This window comes from Paraburkholderia sp. CNPSo 3076 (assembly GCF_026343935.1).
Taxonomy (GTDB): domain Bacteria; phylum Pseudomonadota; class Gammaproteobacteria; order Burkholderiales; family Burkholderiaceae; genus Paraburkholderia; species Paraburkholderia nodosa.
Genome location: NZ_JAPMAL010000013.1, coordinates 22,851 through 47,137, shown reverse-complemented (window position 1 = coordinate 47,137; position 24,287 = coordinate 22,851). Strand labels below are relative to the sequence as shown.

28 protein-coding genes are annotated in these 24,287 nt (G+C 63.0%); 14 read left to right on the top strand and 14 right to left on the bottom strand.

Features of this window, described 5'->3' with window-relative positions; translation table 11 throughout:
- Positions 1-104: 104 nt before the first annotated feature.
- Positions 105-866: a hypothetical protein gene (locus M3A49_RS16380; RefSeq protein ID WP_266229604.1), complete on the bottom strand. Its 762-nt coding sequence runs from the start codon at positions 864-866 to the stop codon at positions 105-107.
- 166 nt (positions 867-1,032) lie between these two features.
- Here M3A49_RS16380 and M3A49_RS16375 point away from each other — a divergent pair, with 166 nt between their 5' ends.
- The 3 genes from M3A49_RS16375 (at position 1,033) to M3A49_RS16365 (ending at position 3,101) form a co-directional block, all read left to right on the top strand.
- Positions 1,033-1,581 carry a carboxymuconolactone decarboxylase family protein gene (locus tag M3A49_RS16375; protein ID WP_266229766.1) on the top strand — a complete coding sequence of 183 codons (549 nt, stop codon included), beginning with the start codon at positions 1,033-1,035 and terminating at the stop codon, positions 1,579-1,581.
- Between the two features lie 104 nt (positions 1,582-1,685).
- The gene (locus M3A49_RS16370) at positions 1,686-2,000 is read left to right on the top strand and encodes a DJ-1/PfpI family protein (protein WP_266229765.1); all 315 of its coding nucleotides are present in this window, start codon (positions 1,686-1,688) and stop codon (positions 1,998-2,000) included.
- Between the two features lie 51 nt (positions 2,001-2,051).
- Entirely contained in the window at positions 2,052-3,101 is a 1,050-nt protein-coding gene (locus M3A49_RS16365) for a methyltransferase (protein WP_266229603.1), read from the top strand.
- Here M3A49_RS16365 and M3A49_RS16360 read toward each other — a convergent pair.
- From M3A49_RS16360 to M3A49_RS16340, 5 genes are all read right to left on the bottom strand, one after another.
- Positions 3,098-4,084: an aldo/keto reductase gene (locus M3A49_RS16360; RefSeq protein ID WP_266229602.1), complete on the bottom strand. Its 987-nt coding sequence runs from the start codon at positions 4,082-4,084 to the stop codon at positions 3,098-3,100. The genes M3A49_RS16365 and M3A49_RS16360 overlap by 4 nt on opposite strands.
- Positions 4,085-4,421: 337 nt before the next feature.
- Positions 4,422-5,111 carry a hypothetical protein gene (locus tag M3A49_RS16355; protein WP_266229601.1) on the bottom strand — a complete coding sequence of 230 codons (690 nt, stop codon included), beginning with the start codon at positions 5,109-5,111 and terminating at the stop codon, positions 4,422-4,424.
- 71 nt (positions 5,112-5,182) lie between these two features.
- Positions 5,183-5,506, bottom strand: a complete 324-nt coding sequence (locus tag M3A49_RS16350) for a hypothetical protein (protein WP_323183158.1) — start codon at positions 5,504-5,506, stop codon at positions 5,183-5,185.
- A 43-nt stretch (positions 5,507-5,549) separates the two neighbouring features.
- Positions 5,550-5,681 (bottom strand): hypothetical protein, encoded by a 132-nt coding sequence (locus M3A49_RS16345; protein WP_266229599.1) that lies wholly within the window; start codon positions 5,679-5,681, stop codon positions 5,550-5,552.
- Between the two features lie 364 nt (positions 5,682-6,045).
- Positions 6,046-6,198 (bottom strand): hypothetical protein, encoded by a 153-nt coding sequence (locus M3A49_RS16340; protein ID WP_266229598.1) that lies wholly within the window; start codon positions 6,196-6,198, stop codon positions 6,046-6,048.
- Between M3A49_RS16340 and M3A49_RS16335 the strand changes: the two genes are divergently transcribed.
- Together M3A49_RS16335 and M3A49_RS16330 are read left to right on the top strand one after the other, a co-directional pair.
- Positions 6,197-7,393: an NnrS family protein gene (locus M3A49_RS16335; protein WP_266229597.1), complete on the top strand. Its 1,197-nt coding sequence runs from the start codon at positions 6,197-6,199 to the stop codon at positions 7,391-7,393. The genes M3A49_RS16340 and M3A49_RS16335 overlap by 2 nt on opposite strands.
- A 98-nt stretch (positions 7,394-7,491) precedes the next feature.
- Complete coding sequence (locus M3A49_RS16330; protein ID WP_035513488.1) at positions 7,492-8,016, top strand: GlcG/HbpS family heme-binding protein; 525 nt, start codon at positions 7,492-7,494, stop codon at positions 8,014-8,016.
- 27 nt (positions 8,017-8,043) lie between these two features.
- Here M3A49_RS16330 and M3A49_RS16325 read toward each other — a convergent pair whose 3' ends face one another.
- Positions 8,044-8,889 (bottom strand): FadR/GntR family transcriptional regulator, encoded by an 846-nt coding sequence (locus tag M3A49_RS16325; RefSeq protein WP_266229596.1) that lies wholly within the window; start codon positions 8,887-8,889, stop codon positions 8,044-8,046.
- Between the two features lie 30 nt (positions 8,890-8,919).
- Here M3A49_RS16325 and M3A49_RS16320 point away from each other — a divergent pair, with 30 nt between their 5' ends.
- Genes M3A49_RS16320 through M3A49_RS16305 form a run of 4 tightly spaced genes read left to right on the top strand, consistent with a single transcriptional unit; the run spans position 8,920 to position 14,043 of the window.
- On the top strand, positions 8,920-10,704 hold the full coding sequence (locus M3A49_RS16320) for a gamma-glutamyltransferase family protein (RefSeq protein ID WP_266229595.1): 1,785 nt from the start codon (positions 8,920-8,922) through the stop codon (positions 10,702-10,704).
- 33 nt (positions 10,705-10,737) lie between these two features.
- On the top strand, positions 10,738-12,150 hold the full coding sequence (locus tag M3A49_RS16315) for an MFS transporter (RefSeq protein WP_266229593.1): 1,413 nt from the start codon (positions 10,738-10,740) through the stop codon (positions 12,148-12,150).
- 31 nt (positions 12,151-12,181) lie between these two features.
- Positions 12,182-12,733: a GAF domain-containing protein gene (locus M3A49_RS16310; protein ID WP_266229592.1), complete on the top strand. Its 552-nt coding sequence runs from the start codon at positions 12,182-12,184 to the stop codon at positions 12,731-12,733.
- Between the two features lie 17 nt (positions 12,734-12,750).
- Positions 12,751-14,043: an MFS transporter gene (locus M3A49_RS16305; protein WP_266229591.1), complete on the top strand. Its 1,293-nt coding sequence runs from the start codon at positions 12,751-12,753 to the stop codon at positions 14,041-14,043.
- Between the two features lie 145 nt (positions 14,044-14,188).
- Here the strand turns inward: M3A49_RS16305 and M3A49_RS16300 are convergent, their stop codons facing one another.
- Genes M3A49_RS16300 through M3A49_RS16285 form a run of 4 tightly spaced genes read right to left on the bottom strand, consistent with a single transcriptional unit; the run spans position 14,189 to position 16,505 of the window.
- Complete coding sequence (locus M3A49_RS16300; protein WP_254354289.1) at positions 14,189-14,494, bottom strand: NIPSNAP family protein; 306 nt, start codon at positions 14,492-14,494, stop codon at positions 14,189-14,191.
- Between the two features lie 56 nt (positions 14,495-14,550).
- Positions 14,551-15,060 carry a DUF1697 domain-containing protein gene (locus M3A49_RS16295; protein ID WP_266229590.1) on the bottom strand — a complete coding sequence of 170 codons (510 nt, stop codon included), beginning with the start codon at positions 15,058-15,060 and terminating at the stop codon, positions 14,551-14,553.
- Positions 15,061-15,083: 23 nt separating this feature from the next.
- On the bottom strand, positions 15,084-15,812 hold the full coding sequence (locus tag M3A49_RS16290) for a Pr6Pr family membrane protein (RefSeq protein WP_266229588.1): 729 nt from the start codon (positions 15,810-15,812) through the stop codon (positions 15,084-15,086).
- A 60-nt stretch (positions 15,813-15,872) separates the two neighbouring features.
- Complete coding sequence (locus M3A49_RS16285; protein WP_266229586.1) at positions 15,873-16,505, bottom strand: TetR/AcrR family transcriptional regulator; 633 nt, start codon at positions 16,503-16,505, stop codon at positions 15,873-15,875.
- Positions 16,506-16,601: 96 nt separating this feature from the next.
- On the opposite strand from M3A49_RS16285, the gene M3A49_RS16280 reads away from it, so the two are divergent.
- Entirely contained in the window at positions 16,602-17,066 is a 465-nt protein-coding gene (locus tag M3A49_RS16280) for a hypothetical protein (protein WP_323183157.1), read from the top strand.
- 177 nt (positions 17,067-17,243) lie between these two features.
- On the opposite strand, the gene M3A49_RS16275 is transcribed toward M3A49_RS16280, so the two are convergent.
- From M3A49_RS16275 to M3A49_RS16265, 3 genes are all read right to left on the bottom strand, one after another.
- Entirely contained in the window at positions 17,244-17,663 is a 420-nt protein-coding gene (locus M3A49_RS16275; protein WP_266229585.1) for a hypothetical protein, read from the bottom strand.
- 303 nt (positions 17,664-17,966) lie between these two features.
- Positions 17,967-18,368 carry an SRPBCC family protein gene (locus M3A49_RS16270; RefSeq protein ID WP_266229584.1) on the bottom strand — a complete coding sequence of 134 codons (402 nt, stop codon included), beginning with the start codon at positions 18,366-18,368 and terminating at the stop codon, positions 17,967-17,969.
- 113 nt (positions 18,369-18,481) lie between these two features.
- Entirely contained in the window at positions 18,482-19,567 is a 1,086-nt protein-coding gene (locus tag M3A49_RS16265; protein ID WP_266229583.1) for a DMT family transporter, read from the bottom strand.
- 347 nt (positions 19,568-19,914) lie between these two features.
- Here M3A49_RS16265 and M3A49_RS16260 point away from each other — a divergent pair, with 347 nt between their 5' ends.
- From M3A49_RS16260 to M3A49_RS16245, 4 genes are all read left to right on the top strand, one after another.
- Positions 19,915-20,853, top strand: a complete 939-nt coding sequence (locus M3A49_RS16260; protein WP_266229581.1) for a D-ribose ABC transporter substrate-binding protein — start codon at positions 19,915-19,917, stop codon at positions 20,851-20,853.
- A gap of 82 nt (positions 20,854-20,935) precedes the next feature.
- Positions 20,936-21,595: a DUF2291 family protein gene (locus tag M3A49_RS16255; protein WP_266229580.1), complete on the top strand. Its 660-nt coding sequence runs from the start codon at positions 20,936-20,938 to the stop codon at positions 21,593-21,595.
- The gene (locus M3A49_RS16250; RefSeq protein WP_266229579.1) at positions 21,592-23,154 is read left to right on the top strand and encodes a sugar ABC transporter ATP-binding protein; all 1,563 of its coding nucleotides are present in this window, start codon (positions 21,592-21,594) and stop codon (positions 23,152-23,154) included. Before M3A49_RS16255 ends, M3A49_RS16250 begins: the two co-directional genes overlap by 4 nt.
- A gap of 63 nt (positions 23,155-23,217) precedes the next feature.
- Positions 23,218-24,285 carry an ABC transporter permease gene (locus M3A49_RS16245; RefSeq protein WP_028205433.1) on the top strand — a complete coding sequence of 356 codons (1,068 nt, stop codon included), beginning with the start codon at positions 23,218-23,220 and terminating at the stop codon, positions 24,283-24,285.
- Positions 24,286-24,287: the final 2 nt, after the last annotated feature.

The following is a 24,287-nucleotide window of genomic DNA, read 5'->3' as shown; positions in this document are numbered from 1 at the left end:
TCTCGAGAAAAAAACATTTCCGGCTGTAACCGGAATGCCTAATCGAACGAACTAGCGCCCGATGTCGTTCGCGGCGGCAAAACTTCTACGCGGCACCGCTACGACTACTGTCCGAGTATGGAGAGCGCCTCATGCACGGGCGCGAGGGAGACGGCGACGATTCCGCCGAGCGGCGTGTTCATTTCCAGGATCAGAAAAATGGCGATGGAAGTGGATATCGCGCCCAGAAAGAACGTGATGACGACCGTCGTGTTGGGTGAGGTGAACAGCCCAAACGAGCCGAAGATGATGCATAGCCACAACACGAGCGTTAGCAGTAGCGGCATCGGGGTTGAGCCTGCCGCCTGCAGCAGCGCAAGCTCGCGCATCGCCAGCACTTCGCCCGCGATCTGGATGGCGCGCGCCTGCAGCCGGCGTTGCGTTTCGCTGTTCGGCGACAGTTCCGCCAGCCGGCGTTGAATATTTTCCCCGCGTTTAAGTTCCTCGGGGCTACGCATGCTTGCCAGCTGACCCGAATCGCCGGAGCTGATCTTCTGGATGCCTGTGGCGACGCTCTGCTTCAGCAAGGCCCGGATCTCCTGCGTGTCTGGACCATATTGGGCCAGTGTGCGATCGAGCAGAATGATCTCGGTGGCGTCGCGTACGACCGCGGCGTTCGCGGCATCGAACGAGCTTTTCGCCGACGAGATCAGCAGCCCGAGCACCAATGCGGCCATGGTGGCTATCAATCCAATCGTCAGCTTAATGACGCTGACCGATTCGTCGCTGAGATGGTGCGCCGGCAGCATGGTGTGCAGATACAGGCCGAGCAGGGCGCTACTCAACACGCATGCAAACACAATGACCGCAATGCCGAGATGGTGCATTATTCGATTCTCCGTTTTTGCGTGCAGGCGCGGTTGTCTTCGCCGGATGCTGAACGACTGTTTTCTATTACACGCCATGTAATTGGCGAGGCTGCGGCGCATCACTACTCTTTGCTTGTCATGTCATCGCCCCTTGATGCATGCGTCCAACTCCCAAGGAAATATCATGGCTAACTTCCCCGTATATACACTCGAATCGGCACCGGAAGGTTCGAAACCGGCCTTTCGAGGTCTTGCTGAAGCGTTCGGCATGGTTCCCAACATTGCAGGCGCAATTGCCGGTTCGCCGAAACTGATCAACGGCCTGACCGGCGTGTTTCAGCAGGTCCACGGCGGCAATTTTACGGAGGCACAGGTTCAGACCCTGTTGCTCACGAATGCCGTCACCAATGGCAGCACCTGGGCCGTCGCGTTCCACACCTTCCTCGGACTCACGGAAGGGCTCAGCGAAGCCGATGTGAACGCCATTCGCGCCCGCCGTCTGCCGGCCGACCAGAAGCTCGCGGCGCTCTCGCGTCTCGCACGCACGTTGATCGACAAGCGTGGCCGTCTCGACGATCAGGACGTCGCGTCCTTCACCGCCGCCGGTTTCGCCCCGGCTCTGGTGCTGGACGTCATCCTGGTTGTTGCTGCGTCGACCATGACGAACTATACCGGCAGCGTCGCCAACCCGCCGCTCGAGGAGATGTTCCAGCAATACGCCTGGCAGGCCTAAGCACGCAATATGTACTGATGTACCCAGTGAGGGGCGGCAGTCGACGGTCCGCCTCCTCGCTGGTCACCCCTGACGTTCTGCATTCTCAAAGGAGACGGGTATGACTGTTCCTCTGCACATTCTATTCGGTCTGTACCGGCGCGCTGCTGTGCGGTGCGGCTGGCCTGCTGCATGGCAAGCATGCCACGACGCACTGGACGGCAATGGACGTCCTCCCGCTCTATGGCGCGATTCCCAGTGGCGAGCGCGTGGTGATCGACGGGCAACTGATCAGCGCGGGTGGCGTGACGTCGGGAATCGATGGCTCCTTGATCGTGGTCTCGCTGCTGCGGGGAGAGACGGTCGCCCAGGAACTGCAACAAGCGCGGAATAGTCTTCGCCCGCAGGGTGTTCTATTGACGCAAAGTAGATTCGCGTAGCAAAGCAAAACCATCGAGAACCTTGGTATCTCTGCGAAAGGAAACGAGACAATGGAAACGCAATCGAGCACCTTGACGTCTGAAACCGGGAATGCATCCGCCGCTTCTCCGCAAAAGCTGCTTCAGTTGGCCATGGGTTTCTGGGCCTCGAAGGCGCTGCTATCCGCGGTCGAGCTCGACCTGTTCACCGTTCTGGGCAGAGGCCCGCGCACAGCAACACAACTGATGGAGCAACTGCAGTTGCATCCGCGATCGGCATACGATTTTCTCGATGCCCTGGTTGCGCTGGGGGTCCTGGATCGAGACGACGGCCTATACCGCAATACCGCTGAGGCCGGCGCATTTCTCGACAGAACCAAGCCGGGTTGTATCGCCGGATTGCTGGGCATGGCTAACAACCGCCTATACCCCTTCTGGGGTTCGCTGACCGAAGCGCTGCGCACGGGGCTGCCGCAGAACGAAGCAAAGCAGGGCGGTGACCCGTTCGAGGCAATCTATCGTGACGAACGGGGGCTCCGTGAGTTTCTGGGCGCAATGACGGGTGTCAGCCTGGATCTGGCAAAGGAGATTGCGCAAAAATTTCCCTGGCAGAACTATCGCTCGGTCGTCGACGTCGGCACCGCGCAGGGTGCTCTGGTGGCGGAAGTTGCACGTGCACACGAGCATCTTGCGGGAATTGGGTTCGATCTGCCCGCGGTCGCTCCGGTATTCAACGACTACATCGAGGCGAACGCGCTGCAGGATCGAATCCACTTTCATCCGGGCGACTTCTTCAAGGACGCCTTGCCTTCAGCCGACGTCATGGTGATGGGACACATTCTCCACGACTGGAATCTCGAACAGAAGCGCGAACTGCTCGCAAGGAGTTATCAGGCGTTGCCCGCTGGCGGATGTCTGATCGTCTACGACGCGATGATCGACGACGGGCGCAGGCACAATGCGTTTGGCTTGCTGATGAGTCTGAACATGCTGATCGAGACGCCCGGCGGTTTCGACTATACCGCCGGGCAGTGCCGTGAATGGATGACCGAGGCGGGCTTTCGGGAGATTAGAGTCGAACCGCTGGGCGGGCAAAACTCGATGCTTATTGGCGTCCGCTAGCGGTCAAGATGCGACAGCATGGGCGGCAGGTAACGTGTGCCCGCGGTCTGGTGCTCAGCCAGGAAACCGCGGATGCGATCCAGATCCGCTGGCGTCAGACGAACTGAAGCTGCGTTCACGTTTTCCTCGAGGTATTGGCGCCGTTTGGTGCCGGGGATCGGCACCAGATCGTCACCTTGCTTGAGCAGCCAGGCAAGCGCGAGCTGGCCCGGTGTCACGGACTTCTCGTCGGCAAGGGTCCTGACGAAATCTGCGAGCTTGACGTTCGTATCGAAGTTGCTGCCCTGTAGGCGCGGATCATTGGCTGCCCGCCAGTCGTCGGCGGGAAGTTCCTCCGCCCGCCTGGCGTTGCCGGTCAGGAAGCCCCGGCCAAGCGGACTGTAGGGTACAAAGCCGATACCCAGTTCGCGCAGGGCCGGCAACACCTTGTCTTCGACGCCGCGCTCGAACAGCGAATACTCGCTTTGCACGGCCGAGACGGGTTGCACGGCATGGGCGCGCCGGATGGTATCGACGCTCGCTTCCGACAAGCCGAAATAGCGAACCTTGCCTGCGGCGATCGCGTCCTTGACCGCGCCTGCCACGTCCTCGATCGGCACGGCGGGATCCACGCGGTGCTGATAGAGCAGATCGATGTGATCGGTCTGCAATCGGACCAGCGACGCGTCGATCACCTCCTTGATATGCTCGGGGCGGCTGTCGAGGCCGCGTACCCCGTTGTCGAACCTGAAGCCGAATTTCGTCGCGATCGTCACCGCGTGACGACGTCCTTTTAGCGCGCGTCCGAGCAGTTCTTCGTTGGCGAAAGGACCATAGATCTCAGCGGTATCGAGGAATGTGCAACCCAGTTCGATCGCCCGATGAATCGTGGCGATCGACTCTGCGTCATCGGGCGTGCCGTACGCGTAGGACATCCCCATGCACCCCAGCCCAATCTCCGAAACGACGAGTCCTTCACGTCCAAGCTTGCGCGTGTTCAGCATATTGCCCTCCTGTGATGGCTAGCTGCCTAGAATGGCACACGCGTCGAAGACGTGTTAGCACAATACTCTCGATTGCTTGCACGATTCTTCGACGCTTGTTCAACCTGAACCAGATGCTGGTCCTGCGGGCGATGGTGGGCCATCGGTCTCCGCAATCCCCAACTTCGCCCTATGAATAGTTCGATACGCTCGCGTCTCAGGGGCTGGCGCAGACCGTCACCAGACCGTACGTCGCGGCTATCTGACCGGGCCTGGGCACGTCACTCGGCGCTTAATGGATGTTCGGAGAATGGACGGCGCACACCGCCGGGACGGCCAGTGCCCGCGTCAGGTAACGTCATGGAGCGAGTGAAAAAGCACTCAATTCGGAAGTACGGGTCAGCAGCGCCTGGTGATCGAGATACAACACGTAATCCGACTTGATGACCTTTTTAACGCTTGGCGCATACCAGTAGGTTTCGGTGAACGGCGCATCGTACAAGCGATCAAGCTGCCTGGCGTTCACCCCATGGCTGACGATCTTGTAGGCGTCAAATGAACCAGCGGGTACCTGTACCCGCTCGAATGCAACGATCTCATCGTGGCCACTGACGTCAATGCTTCCGACCGTGAAACGCCGGACATGATGAAAGTCCCAGGTCTTTCCCACAGCCATTGGGAAACTCAGGGTTCCATTGCTTGGTTCATACGTTGTTCCGTTGCCATCCCGCGTCAGGTTTCCCTGATTGTCGTAGTGGTTCTCCTTTGGGGGGCCGCCGTTCCACGAGGACGACATGGTCGTCTGCGTCTCTGTTACCGCGACTACCGTCATAACAAGAGGGGTCCCGGGCCTGGAGTCGGTTCGCCCCCATATAAAGGTCCACGTATCACCGACCTTGTAGCTCGGCGCGTCAGCTGTGGGTGTGCCGGGCTTACTTGCTGGCTCCTGCGCTGCGGACGGATTTGTCAGGCAGCCGAGCAATAGTGCGGCATAGGACGAGTGCCTCGCAAGCAATGACAGGTATGGTGTCGCGCTTTGGACTTTCATGAGCAAGCTCCCGACTGCGATGTCACACGAAGACCTGACGTCGTGAGTTCGATATTCTTTTCATTATTGTTCTATGCTGCCAGCGTGAACGAAGTGTTGCTAGCGACCAGCCACGCTGCTGCATGGCCAGCTAGCAATCGCCCATCTATTAGGACGCCGGGCGCGCTCAGCGTTTTCTCGACATTGCCTGGCGCGAGCGCAGGTTTCAGTATCTCTTTTGCCGCTGACGTGCGCAGAAACACGAAGCGGGCAGGTGAACAGTTCACAGAGGTTGGCCCCCCTTTCAGATGCTCGTAACGCGCGCCCAACTGTTCGTCGCTGACGGGACGGTCGAGCCAACCGTTCTGGCTGCGTGCCTGCGTAAAAATGAGGATCGTGATGGGAGAGTGGGGCATTTAAATATACCGGTTGCCAATACATTTTCGAGCGAGTACTTGATCAGCCGACAGTTGCCTGCCGCAGCACGAAGTCATATTCGAGTGCGAGGAAATCCGTTTCGCAGATGTCCGCACGATGAAACGGACCGAGCACCGTCTGTTCCGATTCGCCGTTGTGGCTACGGTGGTTCATCTGTGTAACGAGTGTCGAAAGCAGTAAAGGCCAAGCTGTTGGCCTCAGAACCTCCCCGAATTTCTCGCAGTTTGCTAAGCATATCTAACGGAGATAGAGAGTCGCGGACACGTGCATCAATGTTCGATAGGTTTTCCTGCTTCAGAAAAAATGAGAGGCAACGATGCTATGCAATACGTCTATGCGTTCCTTCGTTGACTTCCGCCAAGGTGAAACTGGTTTCCCCGCGATAAGCGGCGTTGTCGCAGCAATCCCATGCTTAAATTGCAGCCGCTGATCTGTTCGATTCCCACGCAGGCGTCCGGACTTCCTATGTTGTCGTTGAGAAATGCAGGAGGCGACATTACACCGCACTTTCAGTTTTTCATGTCTGTTTTCCACGCTCCACGCCGGTTTTCCGGGTTTTTTGCTGACTTTTCAATCTCTTTTGCTCCGCACCTTTCAGCTTCCCAGCGGCATTTCCCAGCCAGTCCATATAAGATGCATTGAAAATGAATGTATTGGCGAGAGCAATCATGACCGTCTTTCGAATCGAAGAACCCACCCCCACCGCTCGCGGTGGTTTCGCGCTGTGGGCGCTCGGCTTCCGGCCCTTCTACCTTGGCGGTGCGCTCTTTGGCGGCGCGGCGCTGCTGGCCTGGATGGCCGCCTATGCCGGCCATCCGTTGCCGGGTCTCAGTTCGTACCTGCCGGGCATGTTCTGGCACGCGCACGAGATGATATTCGGCTTCGGCGCAGCGATCGTGGCGGGTTTTTTGCTGACCGCCGTGCGCGCGTGGACATCGGTCACGCCGGCGCAGGGCAAGTCGCTGGCTGCGCTATGGCTGCAGTGGCTCGCGGGGCGCATCACCGTTGCCTACGCACCGTCTGGCGTCGCCGCCGTGGTCGACAGCCTCTTTCTCCCCGCATGCGCGCTCGTGCTGCTGCGCGTGCTCATCGGCGCCAAAAACAGCCACAACATCTTCTTGCCGGTCGCGCTCGGCATGCTCGCCGCGCTGAACGTGGCCTTCCATCTTTCGATGCTGGCCGGCCGCGCGGACTGGGCGCTGCACAGCGCGCATCTCGCCGTGGGCATGCTGGTGCTGTTCATCACGATCATTGGCGGACGCATCATCCCGTCGTTCACGGCCAACGCCGTGCCCGGCTACACGGCGCAGCGCTGGAATGCGGTCGAGCGCGCGGTGATGCCGCTCAGCGCACTGGCGTTCGTGCTCGACGCCGCACTCGGCTCCGGTGTGCTCGTCGCGATCGCCGCGCTCGCGGCGGCGTGCGCACAAGGCGCACGGATCTGGGGTTGGCGTTCGTGGCGAGTCGGCAACCGGCCGATCCTGACTATTCTGCACATCGCCTATGCCTGGATACCCGTCGGCTTCGTGCTGCTCGCGTTGGCCGCATTGGGGTTCGTCGCGCACACGCTCGCCATTCACGCGTTCACGGTGGGCGCCATCGGCTGCGCGATCACGGCGATGATCACACGCACGGCGCGCGGACATACGGGCCGCAAGCTGGTGGCGGGCGGCTTTGATATCGCCTGTTATGTGTTGCTCGTGGTCGCCGCGCTGATTCGCGTGGTGGGACCCTGGCTCGCGCCGCAGTGGCTCACGTTCTGGATCGAAGCGTCAGGCGCGTGCTGGGTCGTTGCGTTCGCGGCCTACTGCTATCGCTACGCCGGATGGCTCATTGCACCGCGTGTCGATGGTAAGGAGGGCTGATCCATCGGCCTTGCACACGGCGGATCACGCGAGTATGTTGACTGGCGAGGGCTGGACGCGCGTGACGCCTTGGGCCCGCCGATGAAGGAGGGTGTGCAATGCATCACTCTGTTCAGATCGCAGGCGTGGCCTGTCTCGTCTTTGTAACCTCCGTGCAGGCTCAAACGTCAGCTTCCACGCCGCCAGCGGCTGCTGTGCCCGAGCGCATGCCTTACGACATTCCTTACGGTTCGCCTATCGGGCTCGATGCGGCGAAGCATCTGCTTGCGCTTGCTGAAGCCGAGGCGCGCAGGCACGACTGGAAAATGAACATCGCCGTGGTCGATCCGCATGGCGATCTCGTTGCCTTCGAGCGCATGGATGGCGCGCAATACGCCTCTGTCGAGGTTTCGCAGAACAAGGCGCGCACGTCCGCGCGCTTTCGCCGCGAGACCCGCGTTTTCTATAACCAGTTCGAGAGCGGTCATGCCTACGTTGCCACGCTCGTGCCGGGCCTCGTCGCTTCACCCGGCGGCTTTCCGCTGGTCGAGGACGGCAAGGTGATCGGTGCGATCGGCTGCAGCGGCGGCACGGGCGATCAGGATGCCGTAACGTGCAAGGCAGCGGCCTCCACCGTGAAGTGAACGCGCGAAGCGCCGTAGCTTCCTCAGTCAATGCGGCGAGCCGTATCCCTGCACCTTCAGCAGATGCTCGCGCATGCAACGCGCGGCGGTTTCGCCGTCGCGGGCGAGAATCGCATCGACGATGGACTGGTGCTGCTGTGCGAAATGATCGCGCGTGGCCTGATCTGTGGTCTTTTCACGCTGGGTTGGCCTGACCCGCATGCCGTTGATCACTTCCATCAGAGCGATGATCGCGGGATTGCGCGAGGCCTGGGCGATCAGCAGGTGAAAGCGCTGGTCCCATAGTTGCCACTCCTCATCGTTTTTCGCCGACGCGTTTCTTTTTGCGCACTTCTCCAGTTCGGTCAGATCCTCGGGCGTGGCCTTGGCGGCGGCAAGACCGGCTAACGCCGGCTCGAACATGAGGCGCATCTCCGCAATGTCGGCCGGGCTCGTACGCGAGCGCAGGCCGCGCAGCGTGGGCGCGAACTTCAGCGGCCGCGCGCCCAGATAAGTGCCGCGCCCCACGCCGCGCCAGATCCGGCCCGACGCCTCCAGCGAGGCAAGCGCCGCGCGCAGTTCGCGGCGGCTCACGCCGAGGTCCCCGGCGAGCTTGCGCTCGCTAGGCAACGCGTCGCCGTCTTTCAAGCGGTGTTGTGCGATATAGGCAAGCAGGTGGTCGAGCGCGGACTTTTCCATGGTGTCGTGTGAACCAATATCAATTGGTTCGATTCTAGCAGCCGTGCGGTGACTCGCAACCGCACGGTCTCCAGAATGGACGAAAACCGTAGGATTTGGTCGATATTTCAGGGTTAACACCGGGTGCGGCCAAAAATCTTCCTTCGTAAGCTGATCGTGAAAGGTTTTGGAACCAATCATAAATGGTTCGTCCACCCGTCGAACCTTTCGCACAGGGAGTGGAAGATGCCGTTTACAACGCGTCCGGAGCTGATTGGGACCTTCGGGATGGTGGCGTCCACGCATTGGCTCGCCAGCGCGTCGGCGATGGCGGTGCTCGAGAAGGGCGGCAACGCGTTCGACGCGTCGGCGGCGGCCGGTTTCGTGCTGCAGATCGTCGAGCCGCATCTCAACGGTCCCGGTGGCGAGTTGCCCGTCGTGTTTTACAGCGCGCGGGAAGACCGCGTGCGCGTGCTGTGCGGCCAGGGGGTGACGCCGGCGGCCATGACGATCGAACGCATGCGCGCGCTCGGGCTCGAAGTCGTGCCGGGCACCGGCCTGCTGCCCGCTGTGGTGCCCGGCGCATTCGGCGCCTGGATGACGATGCTGCGCGACTACGGGCAACTGCCGCTCGAAGACGTGCTGAGCTACGCGATCGGCTATGCAGAGAACGGCTATCCGGTGCTGCCGCGCATGTGTGCGTCGATTCTCGCGATCAAGGACTTCTTCCTCAGCGAATGGACGACCTCCGCCGAGCAATGGCTGCGCAACGGCGACGCCCCCGCCCCGAACGCGCTGTTCGCCAATCCCGCCATTGCCGCCACGTACCGCCGCATCCTGCGGGAGGCGAGCGCGAAAAGCGACCGCGCCGAGCAGTGCGAACTCGCGCGCACGGCGTTCTACCGCGGCTTCGTGGCCGACGCGATCGACCAGTATTTCCGCTCGACCGACGTGCTCGACACCTCGGGGCTTCGCAATCGCGGCCTGCTCAACGCGGACGATCTCGCGCGCTGGGAGCCCACCTACGAGGAAGCGCTCTCATACGACTACGCGGGCCTGCGTGTGCACAAGACAGGACCGTGGGGCCAGGGGCCGATGTTCCTGCAACAACTCGCGCTGCTCAAGGGCTTCGATCTGGGCGCGATGGATCCGTTCGGTGCGGATTTCGTGCACACGGTCATCGAAACGTCGAAGCTCGCGTTTGCCGACCGCGACGTGTTCTACGGCGATCCGCGCTTTGCCGACGTGCCGATGGAAACGCTGCTGAGCGACGCGTACAACGACGCGCGCCGCCGTCTTGTCGATCCGCACAAGGCCTCGTTCGAATTCCGCCCCGGGCCGCTGCTCGACAGCGAAGCGCGCGCGGCGCGCATTCTCGCCAACGCGGGGCGCCAGCAGCCGGGCGGCTTCGGGCAGGGCGAGCCGACGTTCGCGCCGCTGCCCGAATTGCGCGGCGATACCGTTCATCTCGACGTGGTCGATCGCTGGGGCAACATGGTGTCGGCCACGCCATCGGGCGGGTGGCTGCAGGCGTCGCCCGCGGTGCCCGGGCTCGGCTTCAACGTCACCACGCGCGCGCAGATGTTCTGGATGGAAGAGGGCTTGCCTTCGTCGCTCGGGCCGGGCCGGCGTCCACGCACGACGCTCTCGCCTACGCTCGTCACGCGCGAGGGCAAGCCCTATGCGGCGTTCGGCACGCCGGGCGGCGACCAGCAGGATCAATGGTCGATGCAGCTGTTCCTGCGGCACGTGCATGCGGGCATGAACCTGCAGGCCGCCGTGGACGCACCCTCGTTCCAGACCGCGCATTTCCCCGGCTCGTTTTATCCGCGCTCGATGCAGCTCGGCAAGATGTCGGCCGAGTCGCGCTTTCCCGAAGCCACGCTCGCCGAATTGCGCTCGCGCGGCCACGATCTCACCGTGGCCGAGCCGTGGGGGCTCGGGCGGGTGTGCGCGGTGGGCATGCGCAACGGGCTCATGCGCGGCGCGGCCACGCCGCGCCAGATGCAGGCCTATGCGATCGGCCGCTGAACGCGCGCCACGCTCAACCGGAACCGACCCACCATGTCCATCGTCGCTGCCCGACTCGAAAGACTGCCGCTCGCGGGCTTCCATCGCAAACTGCTGCTGATCGGCGGTCTCGGTTATATGTTCGACGGGCTGGACTCGTCGTCGCTCGCCTTCCTGCTGCCGGTCGTGAGCAAGCTGTGGCATTTGACGAGCGCCGAAACGGGACTCGTCGCCAGCAGCACGTATATCGGCTACTTTTTCGGCGCATTTCTCTCGGGCGTGCTGGCCGACGTGATGGGGCGCCGCCGCATCATGATGAGCGCACTGGCCATCTATTGCGCGGCGTCCATGGCGAGCGCCACGGCGCACGACTGGCACACGTTTTTCGCGCTGCGCATGCTCGCGGGCTTCGGTTCGGGTGCGGAAACGGTCGTCATCGCGCCGTTCCTCGCGGAATTTGTGCCGCGGCGCTATCGCGGCATGTTCTGCGGCGCGCTCGTCGGCTTCATGTCGTTCGGATATCTAGGTTCATCGATTCTTGGCTATACCGTCGTGCGCAATTTCGCAGACGGCTGGCGCTATCTCGCGGTGCTGACTTCGCTGCCGGTGGTGATGCTGCTCTGGTGGCGCAGAACGCTGCCCGAGTCGCCGCGCTGGCTCGAAAGCCGCGGACGCTCCGCCGAAGCCGACAGCATCGTGCGGGCGATCGAGTCGCGCTACGAGCAGGAGGGCATTGCGCTGGCGCCGCTGGGCTCGCTGGGCGTGCTTCCCGCCGCGGCGCAGGGCAGCGGCAGTGCGCTGCAGAACGTGCTGACGCTGTTTTCACGCCGGCTCGTGGGCACGACGGCGGTGAGCTGGCTGATGTGGTTCTCCGTGGCCTTCGCGTACTACTCGTTCTTCTCGTGGATTCCGAGCCTGCTCGTCAAGGAAGGCCTGACGCTCACGAAGAGCTTCGGCTATTCGATTGCCATCTACGGTGCGCAGATTCCCGGCTATTTCTCGGCGGCCTGGCTCAATGAGCGGATTGGGCGCAAGGGCGTCGTGGCCTCTTACATGACGCTTGGCGGGCTCGCCGCGATTGCGCTGGCTTTCTCGCATACGGGCCTGCAGATCACGGTGGCGGGCGTGTGCCTCTCGTTTTTCATGAATGGCGCGTTTGCGGGCGTCTATGCCTATACGCCAGAGGTTTTCCCGACGGCCGTACGCACGACCGGTACGGGATCTTCGTCTTCGTTCGGTCGCATCGGCTCGGTGAGCGCGCCTATTCTGGTCGGTCTCGTGTATCCCGCGTTCGGCTTTCTCGGCGTGTTCGCCATGACGACCGCCGTGCTGCTGGCGGGCGCTTGCGTCGTGTTCTTCCTCGGCATCGAAACACGCAATCGCTCGCTCGAAGACATCGAGGCGAGCGGCGCGCAGGCGGACTTCGATGCGCACAAGCCGCTCGCGCGCGACGGGCTGCGCGGCTGAGCACGCGCCATTCTCACTCCTCGTACGTCCCATGCAAACGCCCCTTTCCCTCGCGAACGAACCCTACGTGCTGCAACGCGAACTTGCCACGCTCGCGCGTCTTGCGCGCGTCATTCGCCAGCCCGGGCAACCGGACGCGATTTTCCGCGAAGTGTGCGCCGTCGCCGCCGAAGCCATCGGCTTTCACCTCTTCACGATCATGGCCTATGACGCCGGGAACCAGGAGGTGGAGCGCATGTTCACGAATATGCCCGACGTCTACCCGCCGGGCGGGCGCAAGCGAAAAAGCGGCACGCCCTGGGCGCAGCGCATTCTTTCGGATCTCGAACCGTTTCGCGCCACGACGCCCCAGGGCCTGCGCGAAGCCTTCGACGATCACGCGGTAATGACGGCGATGGGGCTCGGCTCGATTCTGAACATACCGGTTGCCTACAACGGCCGTTGTGTCGGGACGATGAACCTTACGCACGTGGAGGGCTGGTACACCGCGCAACACGAGGAAACGGGCCTGCTGCTCGGCGCGTTTCTCGCGCCTGCGCTCGTCGCGCACGGCATGTCTTGCGCAGCCCATTCAAGCCCCTGATCGCAGGACCCATGTTGATGAAGACAACGACATCCGCAGGAAACGCCAATCGCTGGTTGCTCGTCTTCGCGCTCGGCTATCTCGCGCTGCTGGTCGACGGTGCGGACGTCATGATGTACGGCCTCACACTCTCGCGCATCAAGAGCGAATTCGGCTTGACCAATGTCGAGGCGGGCGCGCTCGGCAGCCTGACGCTGCTCGGCATGGCGATTGGCGGGATTCTCGGCGGCTGGGCGAGCGACTCGTTCGGGCGCGTGCGTGTGGTGGTCTGGGCGATGATGCTGTTCTCGGTGGGCGCGGGGCTGCTCGGTTTCACACACAGCTTCCTGGAATTCGCGGTCGTGCGCTTCGTCAGCTCGATGGGCATTGGCTGCATGGTGCTGGTGAGCACGCTCGTGGCCGAATACGTGCCCATGGCGCGGCGCTCGCTGATACTCGGCGTGCTGCAAACGGCGATTTCCGCCGGCTATATCACGGTGATCGCGCTCAGCACCTGGATCCTGCCGCACTACAGCTGGCGCATGCTGTTTTATGTGGCGGCGGCGCCCGTGTTGCTTGCGGTCGCGATTCACTTCTTCGTGCCCGAGCCACCGAGCTGGCGCATGAGCGAGGCTGCGGCTCGCCCGAGCGGTCGCCGCTGGCACGGCAACCGCTACGCATTGATTTTCGCGGACCGCGAAGCGCGCAGGATGTTCATCTTCTGGTCGCTCGCTTCCGTGTTTGCGCTTTCGGGGTTCTATGGGTTGAACAACTGGTTACCCACGTATCTGGAGAGCGAGCTGCACATCAAATTCGGCTCGATGACGGGGTACATGACCGCGACATGGGTCGTGGCGTTCATCGGCAAGATCGTGGCGGGCTGGCTGGGCGACCGCTGGAGCCGGCGCGGCATGTATGTGCTGGGCTGTATCGGTGCGGCCGTCTTTCTTCCCGTGATCGTGCTGTTCCACACCCGCGAGAACATTGCGTGGCTGATGCTCGTGTTCGGCTTTCTCTATGGCGTGCCGCTGGGCACGATCGGCACGTTCATGTCGGAGAGTTTCGAAACGCGCATTCGCGGCACCGCGGTGGGCGGTTCGTATAACGTGGGGCGCTTTTGCTCGGGCGCGGCGCCCGTCGTGATCGGCTATATCGCGACGCAGTTTTCGATCGGCATGGGCTTTCTTTTGGTCGGCGCGGTGTTTCTCCTGAGCGGCGTGATGGCGCTGTTCATTCCGGACCGCCTGCACGATACGAGCGAAGTCGATCCGGCGCAGGTGAGCGGGGAGGCGCGGCAGGGGGCTTTGGCGGCGGCGACTGGCAGGGGGTGACGCGTAGCGGGGCGACGCCTCCTGAACAGCCCTCGCCGCACTCACTGCGGAACGCTTTCGTAAGCTGCTTTGCGAGGTGTCTGAAAACGAGGCCGGCGTTTTCGGCTAGCCGAATCGTCTCTGCGGGCCATGCGGTTGATTTGCCCTATTCCAGCACCGGCCTGAAAAAACTCCGCTCGTAACTCACGATACAACGCGTATCGGCGGCATAGCGGAATGCGGCCTGGCATTCGGCGTCTTTCATCGAATCGGCGCGATAAGTTTCATAGGCCGCGAGGCTCGGAAACGAAAAGAGCGCGAGCGCGATATTGTTGGCGCCCTCGGAAGGCAGGAAGTAGCCGTGATGCTTGCCGCCAAACTTTTCCACGAGCGGAATCCACATTTTGGCGTACGTTTCGAATTCTACGAGCTGGTATGGATCGATGACGTAACGCAGATAGCAGGTAATCATGGGGTCATTCTTTTGGTTGTTGAAGTAAGGGCTTGGGCCGCCCTTCAAAGGGCAGCTCACGCTTGCGCCATCTCCAGAAGCTTTGCCACGGTATTCATGTTGCGCGCGGTTCCAGCCTTCGCCGCCGCGATCTTGAGCTTCGAGCGCCCGATACCGTCCTTGTAAAACACAAAGATCTCGCGCTCGCCCAGGCGGAATTCTTCCGCCTGCTGGCCGCTCACGTTGTCGAACGCGTCCGCGGGCGGCGGCGTGTCGAGAAAGATCGCGACAGTGCGATCCGGTGCGGCAGCGGGAAACGGGTTGCCCTGCAGCACCGCGCCCAATTCGGTGGCCGTACGTACCACCACGCCAACGGGTTTGCCCGCATAAGCCTCCAGGCTCTGCTCGAGCTTCTTTTTCACCGATGCTTCGGCCAGCCGGCTCTCGAACACCACGTTGCCACTCGCGATATAGGTGCGCACGTGCGCGAACCCGAGCGCTTCGCACATGCCGCGAAGTTCGGGCATGGGGAGCTTGCCGGTTCCGCCGACATTCACGGCGCGTAGCAGGGCGATATAGACGGGCATGGGATCGATCGGGAAGCCAGGAGTTAGTCAGGGCGCCGCAAGTCGGTTGCGGCGAGGCCTTCGTTTGCCACGATGGCAGGGCGCCTGCGCGCGTTGATCGTCACGAAGACCGCCATCAGCACCATGAAGCCGGCGAGCAGCAAGGCGCTGTTGACGAGCACGTGTGCATAGCCGAGTTGAGCGACGTCGATGAACGGATAGGGGTAGAAGTCTGTCTCGCTGCCGCGCCAGAAGGTGATGGCAAGGTAGCCAAGCGGGTACAGTAGCCAGGCGAAGCGGTCGCGAGCAGTAAGGCTGAAGCGCGGCACGAACAGCAGCCAATACGCCGCGCATAGCAGCGGGATCAGGCTATGCAGGCTCTCGTTGAGCAGCGCGCGATAACCGTGCGGCGTCCAGAGATGCCGCAGCAGCAGATTGTAAGCAATGCCAACGAACACGATATACACCGTGACTGCGCTCACAGCGCCCGGAGCGCGGAGCAGGCGTGCCGGCCACGTGCGCACGCGCAGCGCGATGCAGGTGAAGGTGAGCGCGACGAGCAGCACCGTGAGATTGGTCAGGTAGGCCGACAGCCTGCCGATGGCCTCGAACGTGTCGAAGCCGCGCAGCACCATGCGCTCGATCGTCATGTCGGTTTGCGCGGCGAGCGCTCCCCACGCGAGCAGCGCGATGACACCCGCCAACGCGGTGGCGTAGGGACTCTGCGGTTGCGCCGCGGCAGCCGCGTGTGCGGATAGCGGTTGTTCGGACATGCAGCGATGGTAGCGCACAAAGATCATGCGCGTCCGAAGCGACTTTTTCCCGGCGCCAGGCTATTTGCCGTCGGCGCGTTCCGCAGCCGAAACGAGATACAGGCGCACGAGATCGCGCAGTTCGGCCATCAGCACGGCGCGCGCCGATGGCTCTTCGTTGGCGATGCTGGCGACGCCCTTGAGCATGTGAATCAGCACGATCGCCATGACTTTTGCCCTGGCCGGCCTGAGATGCGCGATCGCGCGGATCAGGATGTCGGCAACGCCGCCGCGCATCGCTTCGCGAAAGCGCTTGCGGTGGTCGTCGCTGCCGCTGCGGGTGTCGACGAGTGCAACGGCAAAGCTGCGCTGCGATTGCAACAGCAGCACGAAATCGACGAGCGCGTCGGCAACGGCCCCGAGTGTCATCTCCGGAACCTGTTGCTCCAGCTCGGCGAGTCCGTTCTTTGCCTGCTGGGCGTAACGCAGCAACAGCGCTTCGGCCAGCGCCTCCTTGGTCGGAAAGAAGCGGTACAGCGAGCCGATTGCCGTCGATGAGCGCGCCGCAATTTCGGTCATGGTGGCGGCGTCGTAACCCTTCTCCGTGAACACGGCGACGGCGGCGTCCATGATCGCGGCCACGCGCTGGCGGCCCCTCTCGCGTTTGGGCTCGGTAGGGCGCGCGGTTTCCGCAGCAGGCGTGGTGGACGTCATGGCGATATCTTCAAATGCGAGGATATGAGAGGAATTACTCGCATATTAGCATGCGGAACACCTGTCGCCGCCAGACGCCAGAACGCATGGAAGCAAATGGATGTGCGCCGGCTGCTTGCCGATGAATTGACTTATGCGAGGATACTCTCTACCATGATTTGCGAGGTTATCCTCGCATTTCGGCGCGACGATCGCCGCCGCTGCCGCCATCACGCTTACCTTTCCCGTTTAAACGTTCGAGGTTACGACATGCCGTACGTGTGGCTCTTTTTCGCTGGCGCGTTCTTTTGCAACGCGATCCCGCATCTGGCTTCCGGCCTGCAGGGGCTGCCTTTTCCCACGCCCTTCGCCCGTCCGCGAGGGCGGGGCGACTCGTCGCCCATCGTGAACGTGGTTTGGGGCTTCGTGAATATTGCGCTCGCAATCGCGCTGGGCACTGGGCGTCTCCAGCAGCCTGCAACGCGCGAGGACGTCGTGGCGCTGCTGGCGGGCGGCCTCATCATGGGGCTTTTTCTTGCGTTCCATTTCGGCGCGGTTCAGCGGGAAAAGCGCGCCGATTGAGGTCGAAGCAGGCCGCGGCAAGATCGTGAAAAAAACAGTTGCACAGCTTAAGGGAAAACCCTATACTTGACCCGTCTCCTCCATGTCTCCTCCTGATATGGATTCAGCCCGCTCTCTCTCAGCGGGCTTTTTCTTTTCTGGCGCCGGATTGCTCAGGCCGCCAGTCATCCTCGCCAGTCATTCCTTTACGAACACAAAGTCGCATTTGCGTGTGGTCGTGCGCGAGCCGCTGCCTGAAGTCGCGTCGAACTGCGCGCTGACTTCATACGAATAGGGCGCTCGATTGTCGGCGTGGGGCGATGTGGCAGTCAGACCGTGGGCGACGAGCGTGGCAGACCCGTCGGGTTCGAGCTTGCCGTCCAGCGTGAGCCAGCCACTGGCGTCGCGTTCGCCGTGTTCTCCGTGCAGGACGTTTTGCTGGATTTCGGCGGGGAATTGATACCGGTAGCCCGGTGTGTCGCCGGCGCCCTTGGGGCACGTGAGCGTCACGTTCCAGTCGCCATCGAAGGTGCCGGCGGCGTGCGCCGCGGGTGTTCCAGCAAGGGTCGCGCAGACAGCGATGCAGCGCACGGCCAACGTTAATTTATCTACCCGCATTGCGGCTCCCGGTGTCGAGTCATCTGACACTATTGTGGTCGCAATTGGCGTGCCGGTATGGGCGCCGTCGCACAGTGGGTTTCGCGGCCGCACGGCGGCTGGTTCGTGCCTTTTGTCAGCCTGGCTGTGGCATCGTTGTGCAACTAACTGTCAAGCCCGACCACGGCAGTCGATTTTGGCCAACGCCACCGCAAAGGAGTCCAGCCATCGACGTGAATAACACCGGTCTCCAGGGCGTGCGGCGCAGACGCCCGAGCGCACGCGCCGGGTCTTTTTCCGGCGACGACCGCCCCGCGGCCACCCTTATCGCCGCGCGAGATTGCACTTGAGCGCTGCGCAGCCCGCGTCCGTGAGCGGCTCGACCATCTGGATCCGCTCATCGGGCTTGAAGTCGCTAATCCAGACCACGCGGCAACGTTGGGGCGAATCGGGTGAATCCGGCATCACCTGAAGCGTCGCGTGATGATGCTCGAAGCGTCCGCCGCACACGGTGTAGGCGAGGCGCATGTGGACGTCGTCGACGCCGATCACGCGTTCCTCGATCACGGTGCCGTCGGCGAACGTTACGCATCGCACGTCGTTTTCCATGCGCGCGTCGGTCAGCACGCCGGCGAATACACGGTCGACCTTGGCGGGGTCGCGCAACGCGGCCCAGACGTCCTGCGCCGATGCTTCAACGGGGATGTCCCGGTAGACGGTAGCCATCGCACTTGTCTCCTTCGTTTTGTGTGACGAGTGCATCGTGGGCGCGCAACGCGCGGCAGTCCTGGGAAATCTTGACGTCGTTTGCGACGGCAGCGGCTGCGACTCGTGCCGCCTCAATGCGCATGCCGATGGTGCACATCGGGGTAGTGCGCGTGGCTATGCGTGATCGGCGCGTGACGGTGCGCATGCGCGTGCGGCTCCGAGCCGTCCCACGCGAAATCGTGCTCGTGCTGATGGTGTTCGTCGTGCCGGTGCGCATGGGTGTGCTCGAGCGGCTCGTGCGTGTGCGTGTGGTCGTGACGTTCGCGCACGTGCAGCCACACGCCAAACGCCATCAATGCGAGCGCGAGCCAGAAAGCGAGCGCCGGGCGCTCCGGCCACAGCAGCAGTGAAAGCGCCACGCCGAACAGCGGCGCCACGGAGAAGTAGGCGCCGGTGCGCGCCGTGCCGAGATGGCGCAGCGAGACGACGAAGAGCACGAGGCTCACGCCATAGCCCGCGAAACCTACGGCCATGGCGCCGCTGACCGCCTGCCAGGCGGGCCAGTGCGCGCCCGCCGCGAGCGCAATGCCGATATTCACCGGGCCGGCCACGAGCCCCTTGGTGCACGCCACGACCATCGCGTCATTGGTCGAGACCTTGCGCGTGAGGTTGTTGTCGATGGCCCAGCACAGGCACGCGAGCGCGACGAGCAGCGCGCCGGGCGCGATGCCGGACACGGCGCCGGCATGCGCGCCGGGCCACGAGAGCAGCACGCCGCCCGCCACGATCGCCAGCATGCCTAGCGCGATCTGCGCATCGAAGTTTTCCCGAAAGCAGACCCATGCGATGAGCGCGGTCAAGACGCCTTCGAGGTTCAGCAGCAGCGCGCTCGTGGCGGCGGGCGTGGTGTTCAGGCCGAGCATGAGCAGGGCGGGCGCCGCCACGCCGCCCGCGGCGATCGCACCGGCAAGCCATGGCAATTCGGCCATGCGCAACGGGTCGTGCGTGGGCTGTTGCGCGGCGGCCGAGTCGCGGCGCGCCGGGAGGCGGCGCAACAGCAGCACGGCCGCGAGCCCCGAACCGCTGCCGAGATAGAAGAGTCCCGCGAGCATGAACGGCGAGACGCTGCCGAGCAGCGCCTTGGCGAGCGGTGTGGTGATGCCGAACAGCGCGGCCGCAAGCAGCGCCGTGAAGATGGTATGCCGATGGGACTTCATAGCAGGCTGGAAGCGGAAAGAGGACTAAAAAAGCGGAGCAGAAGCACGATGGGCGCGCGAGCGGGCTGCGCGCCGGTTTGGTCTGGGAACTATAAATCTTTAACTTGGGCAGGGGGCAGATTCGGCCAGATTCTGAGTCTTCACGCGCACCGGGTGAAGCGCGCTGGCAGTGCCCCGTCCCCATCTCTCCGGATGAGAGAAAACCCTGGATCTAAAAACATAGCGGAACGCGCGGCTACTGGTATGATGACCTCATGACGGCATAAGTGATGAGTATTGCAGAGCAGTCGCGACCGTCAGCTGGTTGTAGTCAGGCAAAGGCGTTTAACCAGACAGGAGACAGCATCATGAAGGCACCCAGGCGTTGGCTTGCGTCGACGTTGATGTCATTTGCGGTTCTCGGCACGGCGGGGGTCGCGCAAGCGGCCAGTCTCATCGCCATCATCACCCCCGCTCACGACAATCCCTTCTTCAAGGCGGAAGCCGACACGGCGAACGCGCGCGCCAGGGCGCTTGGCTACGACACCATCGTGCTGGTCCACGACGACGACGCCAACAAGCAATCGCAACTCGTCGACACCGCCATCGCCCGCGGGGCGAAGGCGATCATTCTCGACAACGCCGGTTCGGAGGCGTCCATCGCCGCAGTCCAGAAGGCCAAGGACGCGAAAATTCCCGCGTTTCTGATCGACCGGGAAATCAACGCAACCGGTATCGCCATTTCGCAAATCGTTTCGAACAACTACCAGGGTGCGCAGCTCGGCGCGCGCGCCTTCGTCAAGGCGATGGGCGAGAAAGGCAACTACGTGGAACTCGTCGGCCGCGAGGCGGATATCAATGCGGGCATCCGCTCGAAGGGCTATCACGATGTGATCGACCAGTTTTCGAACATGAAGATGGTCGAGCGCCAGTCGGCGAACTGGAGTCAGACTGAAGCCTATACGGTGATGGAATCGATCCTGCAGAGCCACCCCGACATCAAGGGCGTGATAGCCGGCAACGACACCATGGCCATGGGCGCGTCAGCCGCGCTGAAGGCTGCGAAACGCAACGACATCATCGTGGTGGGTTTCGATGGCAGCAACGACGTGCGCGACGCGATCAAGCGCGGCGACATCCGCGCGACGGTGCTGCAGCCCGCGGCAGAGGCGGCCACGGACGCCGTCGATCAGGCCGACAAGTATCTGAAGACCGGCGCGACGGGCAAGCCCGAAAAGCAGCTCATCAACTGCTCGCTCATCACGAAGACGAACGCCAGCAAGCTCGACATGTTCGCGTTGCGTTAGGGCGCGCATCGGCAGCACAAGCATCGGACGAGCGGAGCGCGGCGCGCTCCGCAACGACATCCGTAACCAGATGGGGTTATGCATGGGAGTGCTTCGGTACGCGGTCATTGCCGTTGTGGCGAGCGGCGCGCTGCACGGCTGCAAGCTCGTGAAGAACAGCGACCTGCAGGGCTCGGGCGGATCGCACGACAACTATGCGTCGGCGGGCTACGACCCGAACGCCATGGTGGCGTCGATGTGGAGTACGAAGATCGTGCCCGACATCGAGAAGCGCGCGGTGGACTATCGCACGCTGCGCGACGCGATCAAGGCGGACCCCGACGCCGCCGGCCACAAGTACGGCTACCGCGGCAAGGACGATGGCGCGCCGTGGAATTTTCCCACCACGCTGCACGGCACCATCGTGGACGTGGACACGCAGTCGAGCCAGGGCACCGTGGGCGTGGACGTCGACGGCAGCGGGCAGGCGAGCGTGATCGTCGACATCGGCCCGACGGTGCTCGGCACCACGCTGCGCGATTCGCTCGATTTCATTTCGTTCAGCAATTTCCGCAACCAGATCGAGTATGCGCAGTTTGGCACGGCGCTCAATGTGTACGCGGCGAATCACGTCATGAAGCCGCTGCCGCGCAACGATCTGAAAGGCAAGCCGATTACCGTAACGGGGTCGTTCTCGTACGACTCGTCGAGCGACCAGCCGGAGATCGTGCCGCTCGCGGTCACGGTCGGGGGCAAGTCATGACCGATGCCTGCAATGCGGACGTGATCCTCCAGGTCGAGGACGTCACCAAGGTCTATCCCGGCACGGTTGCACTGAAGGGCGTGAACTTCTCGGTGCGGCGTGGCGCAGTCAATGTCCTTGTGGGCGAGAACGGCGCGGGAAAATCCACGCTCATGAAAATCATCGCGGGCGCGGAGCAACCGACCAGCGGGAATCTCGTTCTGGACGGCAAGCCTGTCGCACCGGGCAGCAGTGCGGAGGCACTGCGCCACGGCATCGGCATCGTGTTTCAGGAACTCAACCTCTTTCCGAACCTCACGATCGCCGAGAACATCTTCATCGCGCACGAAATCACGCGCGTCGGCATCGATATCGACGCCGCCGCGCAGCGCGAGAAAGTGCGCGAGTTGCTCGAGCGGCTCGAACTCGACCTCAGCCCTGACACGCTGGTCGAGGATCTGCGCATCGGGCAGCAGCAGCTCGTGGAGATCGCGAAGGCACTCGCCCACGACGCGCGCGTGCTGATTCTCGACGAACCCACCTCGGCGCTCAGCGCGGCGGAAGTGGCCGTGCTGTTTCGCGTGATTGCGGAGCTGAAGGCGCAGGGCGTGTCGATCGTCTACATCTCGCACCGGCTCGAAGAACTGGTCAGGATCGGCGACTACATCACGGTGCTGCGCGACGGCCTCATCACGGGCCATCAACCGATGGCGCAGATCGACGTGCCGTGGATCGTGCGGCAAATGGTGGGCCGCGAAACGAAGGACTTTTCGCGCCCCGTCGGCCACACACGCGGCGCCGAGGTGCTGACGCTGCGGGACGTCACGCTGCCGCGCAAGGGCAGTGGCCTGCTCGTGGATCACGTTTCACTATCGCTGCACGCGGGCGAGATCGTCGGCATCTACGGACTGATGGGGGCGGGGCGCTCCGAGCTGTTCGAGTGCATTCTGGGCGTGCACCCTCACGCAACGGGCAGCGTAGTGCTGAACGGCAAGGCGCTCGACGGCAAGCCGATCGCGGGGCGCGTCGCGCAGGGCCTTGCGCTCATTCCCGAGGACCGCAAGGCCGACGCGCTGCTGCCCATCATGTCGATTGGCGAGAACATGACGCTCTCGAGTCTCGCGGCCCATGCGCGAGGTTTTCACATCGATCCGCGGCGCGAGCAGCGCTCGGTGCTCGACTACATTCGCGACCTCGCGATCAAGGTCGCCGACTGGCGGCTGCCGGTCAGCTCGCTCTCCGGCGGCAACCAGCAGAAAGTCGTGATCGCCCGTGCGCTGATGACCACGCCGAAAGTCCTGCTGATGGACGAGCCCAGCCGCGGCATCGACGTGGGCGCGAAGGCGGACATTTTCAAGGTCATGCGCGACCTGGCCGGCCGCGGACTGGGCGTGCTGTTCGTGACGTCCGATCTGGAAGAGGTGATGGCCTTGTCCGACCGCATTCTCGTGATGTCGAACGGCCGTGTCACCGCTGAATTCGATGCCGCCGACGCGACGCAGGACGCGCTCGTCGCCGCCTCCGCAGTCGGGCACAGGACGGCGCATGCCGCCCATGCGGCGCACGAACAGGCGGCCTGAGCAAGCGCGTTCAACGGTTGTCACGGTTCCAACATTTAGCCTGCATTCATCTGGAGAGCATTCATGTCGCTGGCCATCAAGAGCACGGCACCCGGAGCGAGCTTCGGCGAGGCGCCGCTGCTCCTGCTGCTGAAGCTGCGCACGTTCATCGCATTGTTCGCGGTCGTGGTCTTCTTTTCGTTCGCCGCCCACAACTTTCTGAGCATCGAGAACCTGCTCATCATGTCGCGGCACGTCGCGCTCAATGCCTTCCTCGCGATCGGCATGACCTTCGTGATCGTCGCGGGCGGCATCGACCTTTCGGTGGGCTCGGTCGTGGGCCTGACGGGCATGGTGGCAGGCGGGCTCATCCTCAAGGGCATTCCGATCGGCAGCGAGTACACATTGTTTCTGAGCGTGCCCGCCGTGATCGTCGTGGCGCTCATCACGGGAATACTCGTGGGCGCGATCAACGGCCTGCTCATTACGCGGCTGAATGTGGCGCCCTTCATCGCGACGCTCGGCACGCTCTATATCGCGCGCGGCGCCGCGTTGCTGTCCTCGGGCGGCGAGACCTTCCCGAACCTCACGGGCAATCCCGCCTACGGCACGGGCGGCTTTCCCGTTCTCGGCAGCGCGACGATACTCGGCATCCCGCTCACGGTATGGCTGCTGGTCGTGGTGGGCGTGATTGCAGCGTACATCGCCGCGCGCACGCCACTCGGCCGGCAGATCTACGCGGTCGGCGCCAACGAGCGCGCCGCCCAGCTCTCGGGTGTACGCGTGAACCGCGTGAAGATGTTCGTCTATATGTTTTCCGGCTTCTGCGCGGCGATCGTCGGGTTGATCATTGCGTCCGAACTGGTCGCTTCTCACCCCATGAGCGGCGAGACGTTCGAACTCAACGCGATCGCGGCGGCCGTGCTGGGCGGCACGTCGATGTCGGGCGGTCGCGGCAAGATCGGCGGCACCATCGTCGGTGCGTTCGTGATCGGCATGCTTTCGGATGGCCTCGTGATGATGGGCGTGAGTTCGTTCTGGCAAACGGTGATCAAGGGCGTCGTCATCGTGGCGGCGGTGGTCGTGGACCAGATTCAGCGGCGCGCGCAGCAGCGCTTTGCCCTGCAAAAGCAGGCCGCAACGGGGGCGTGACC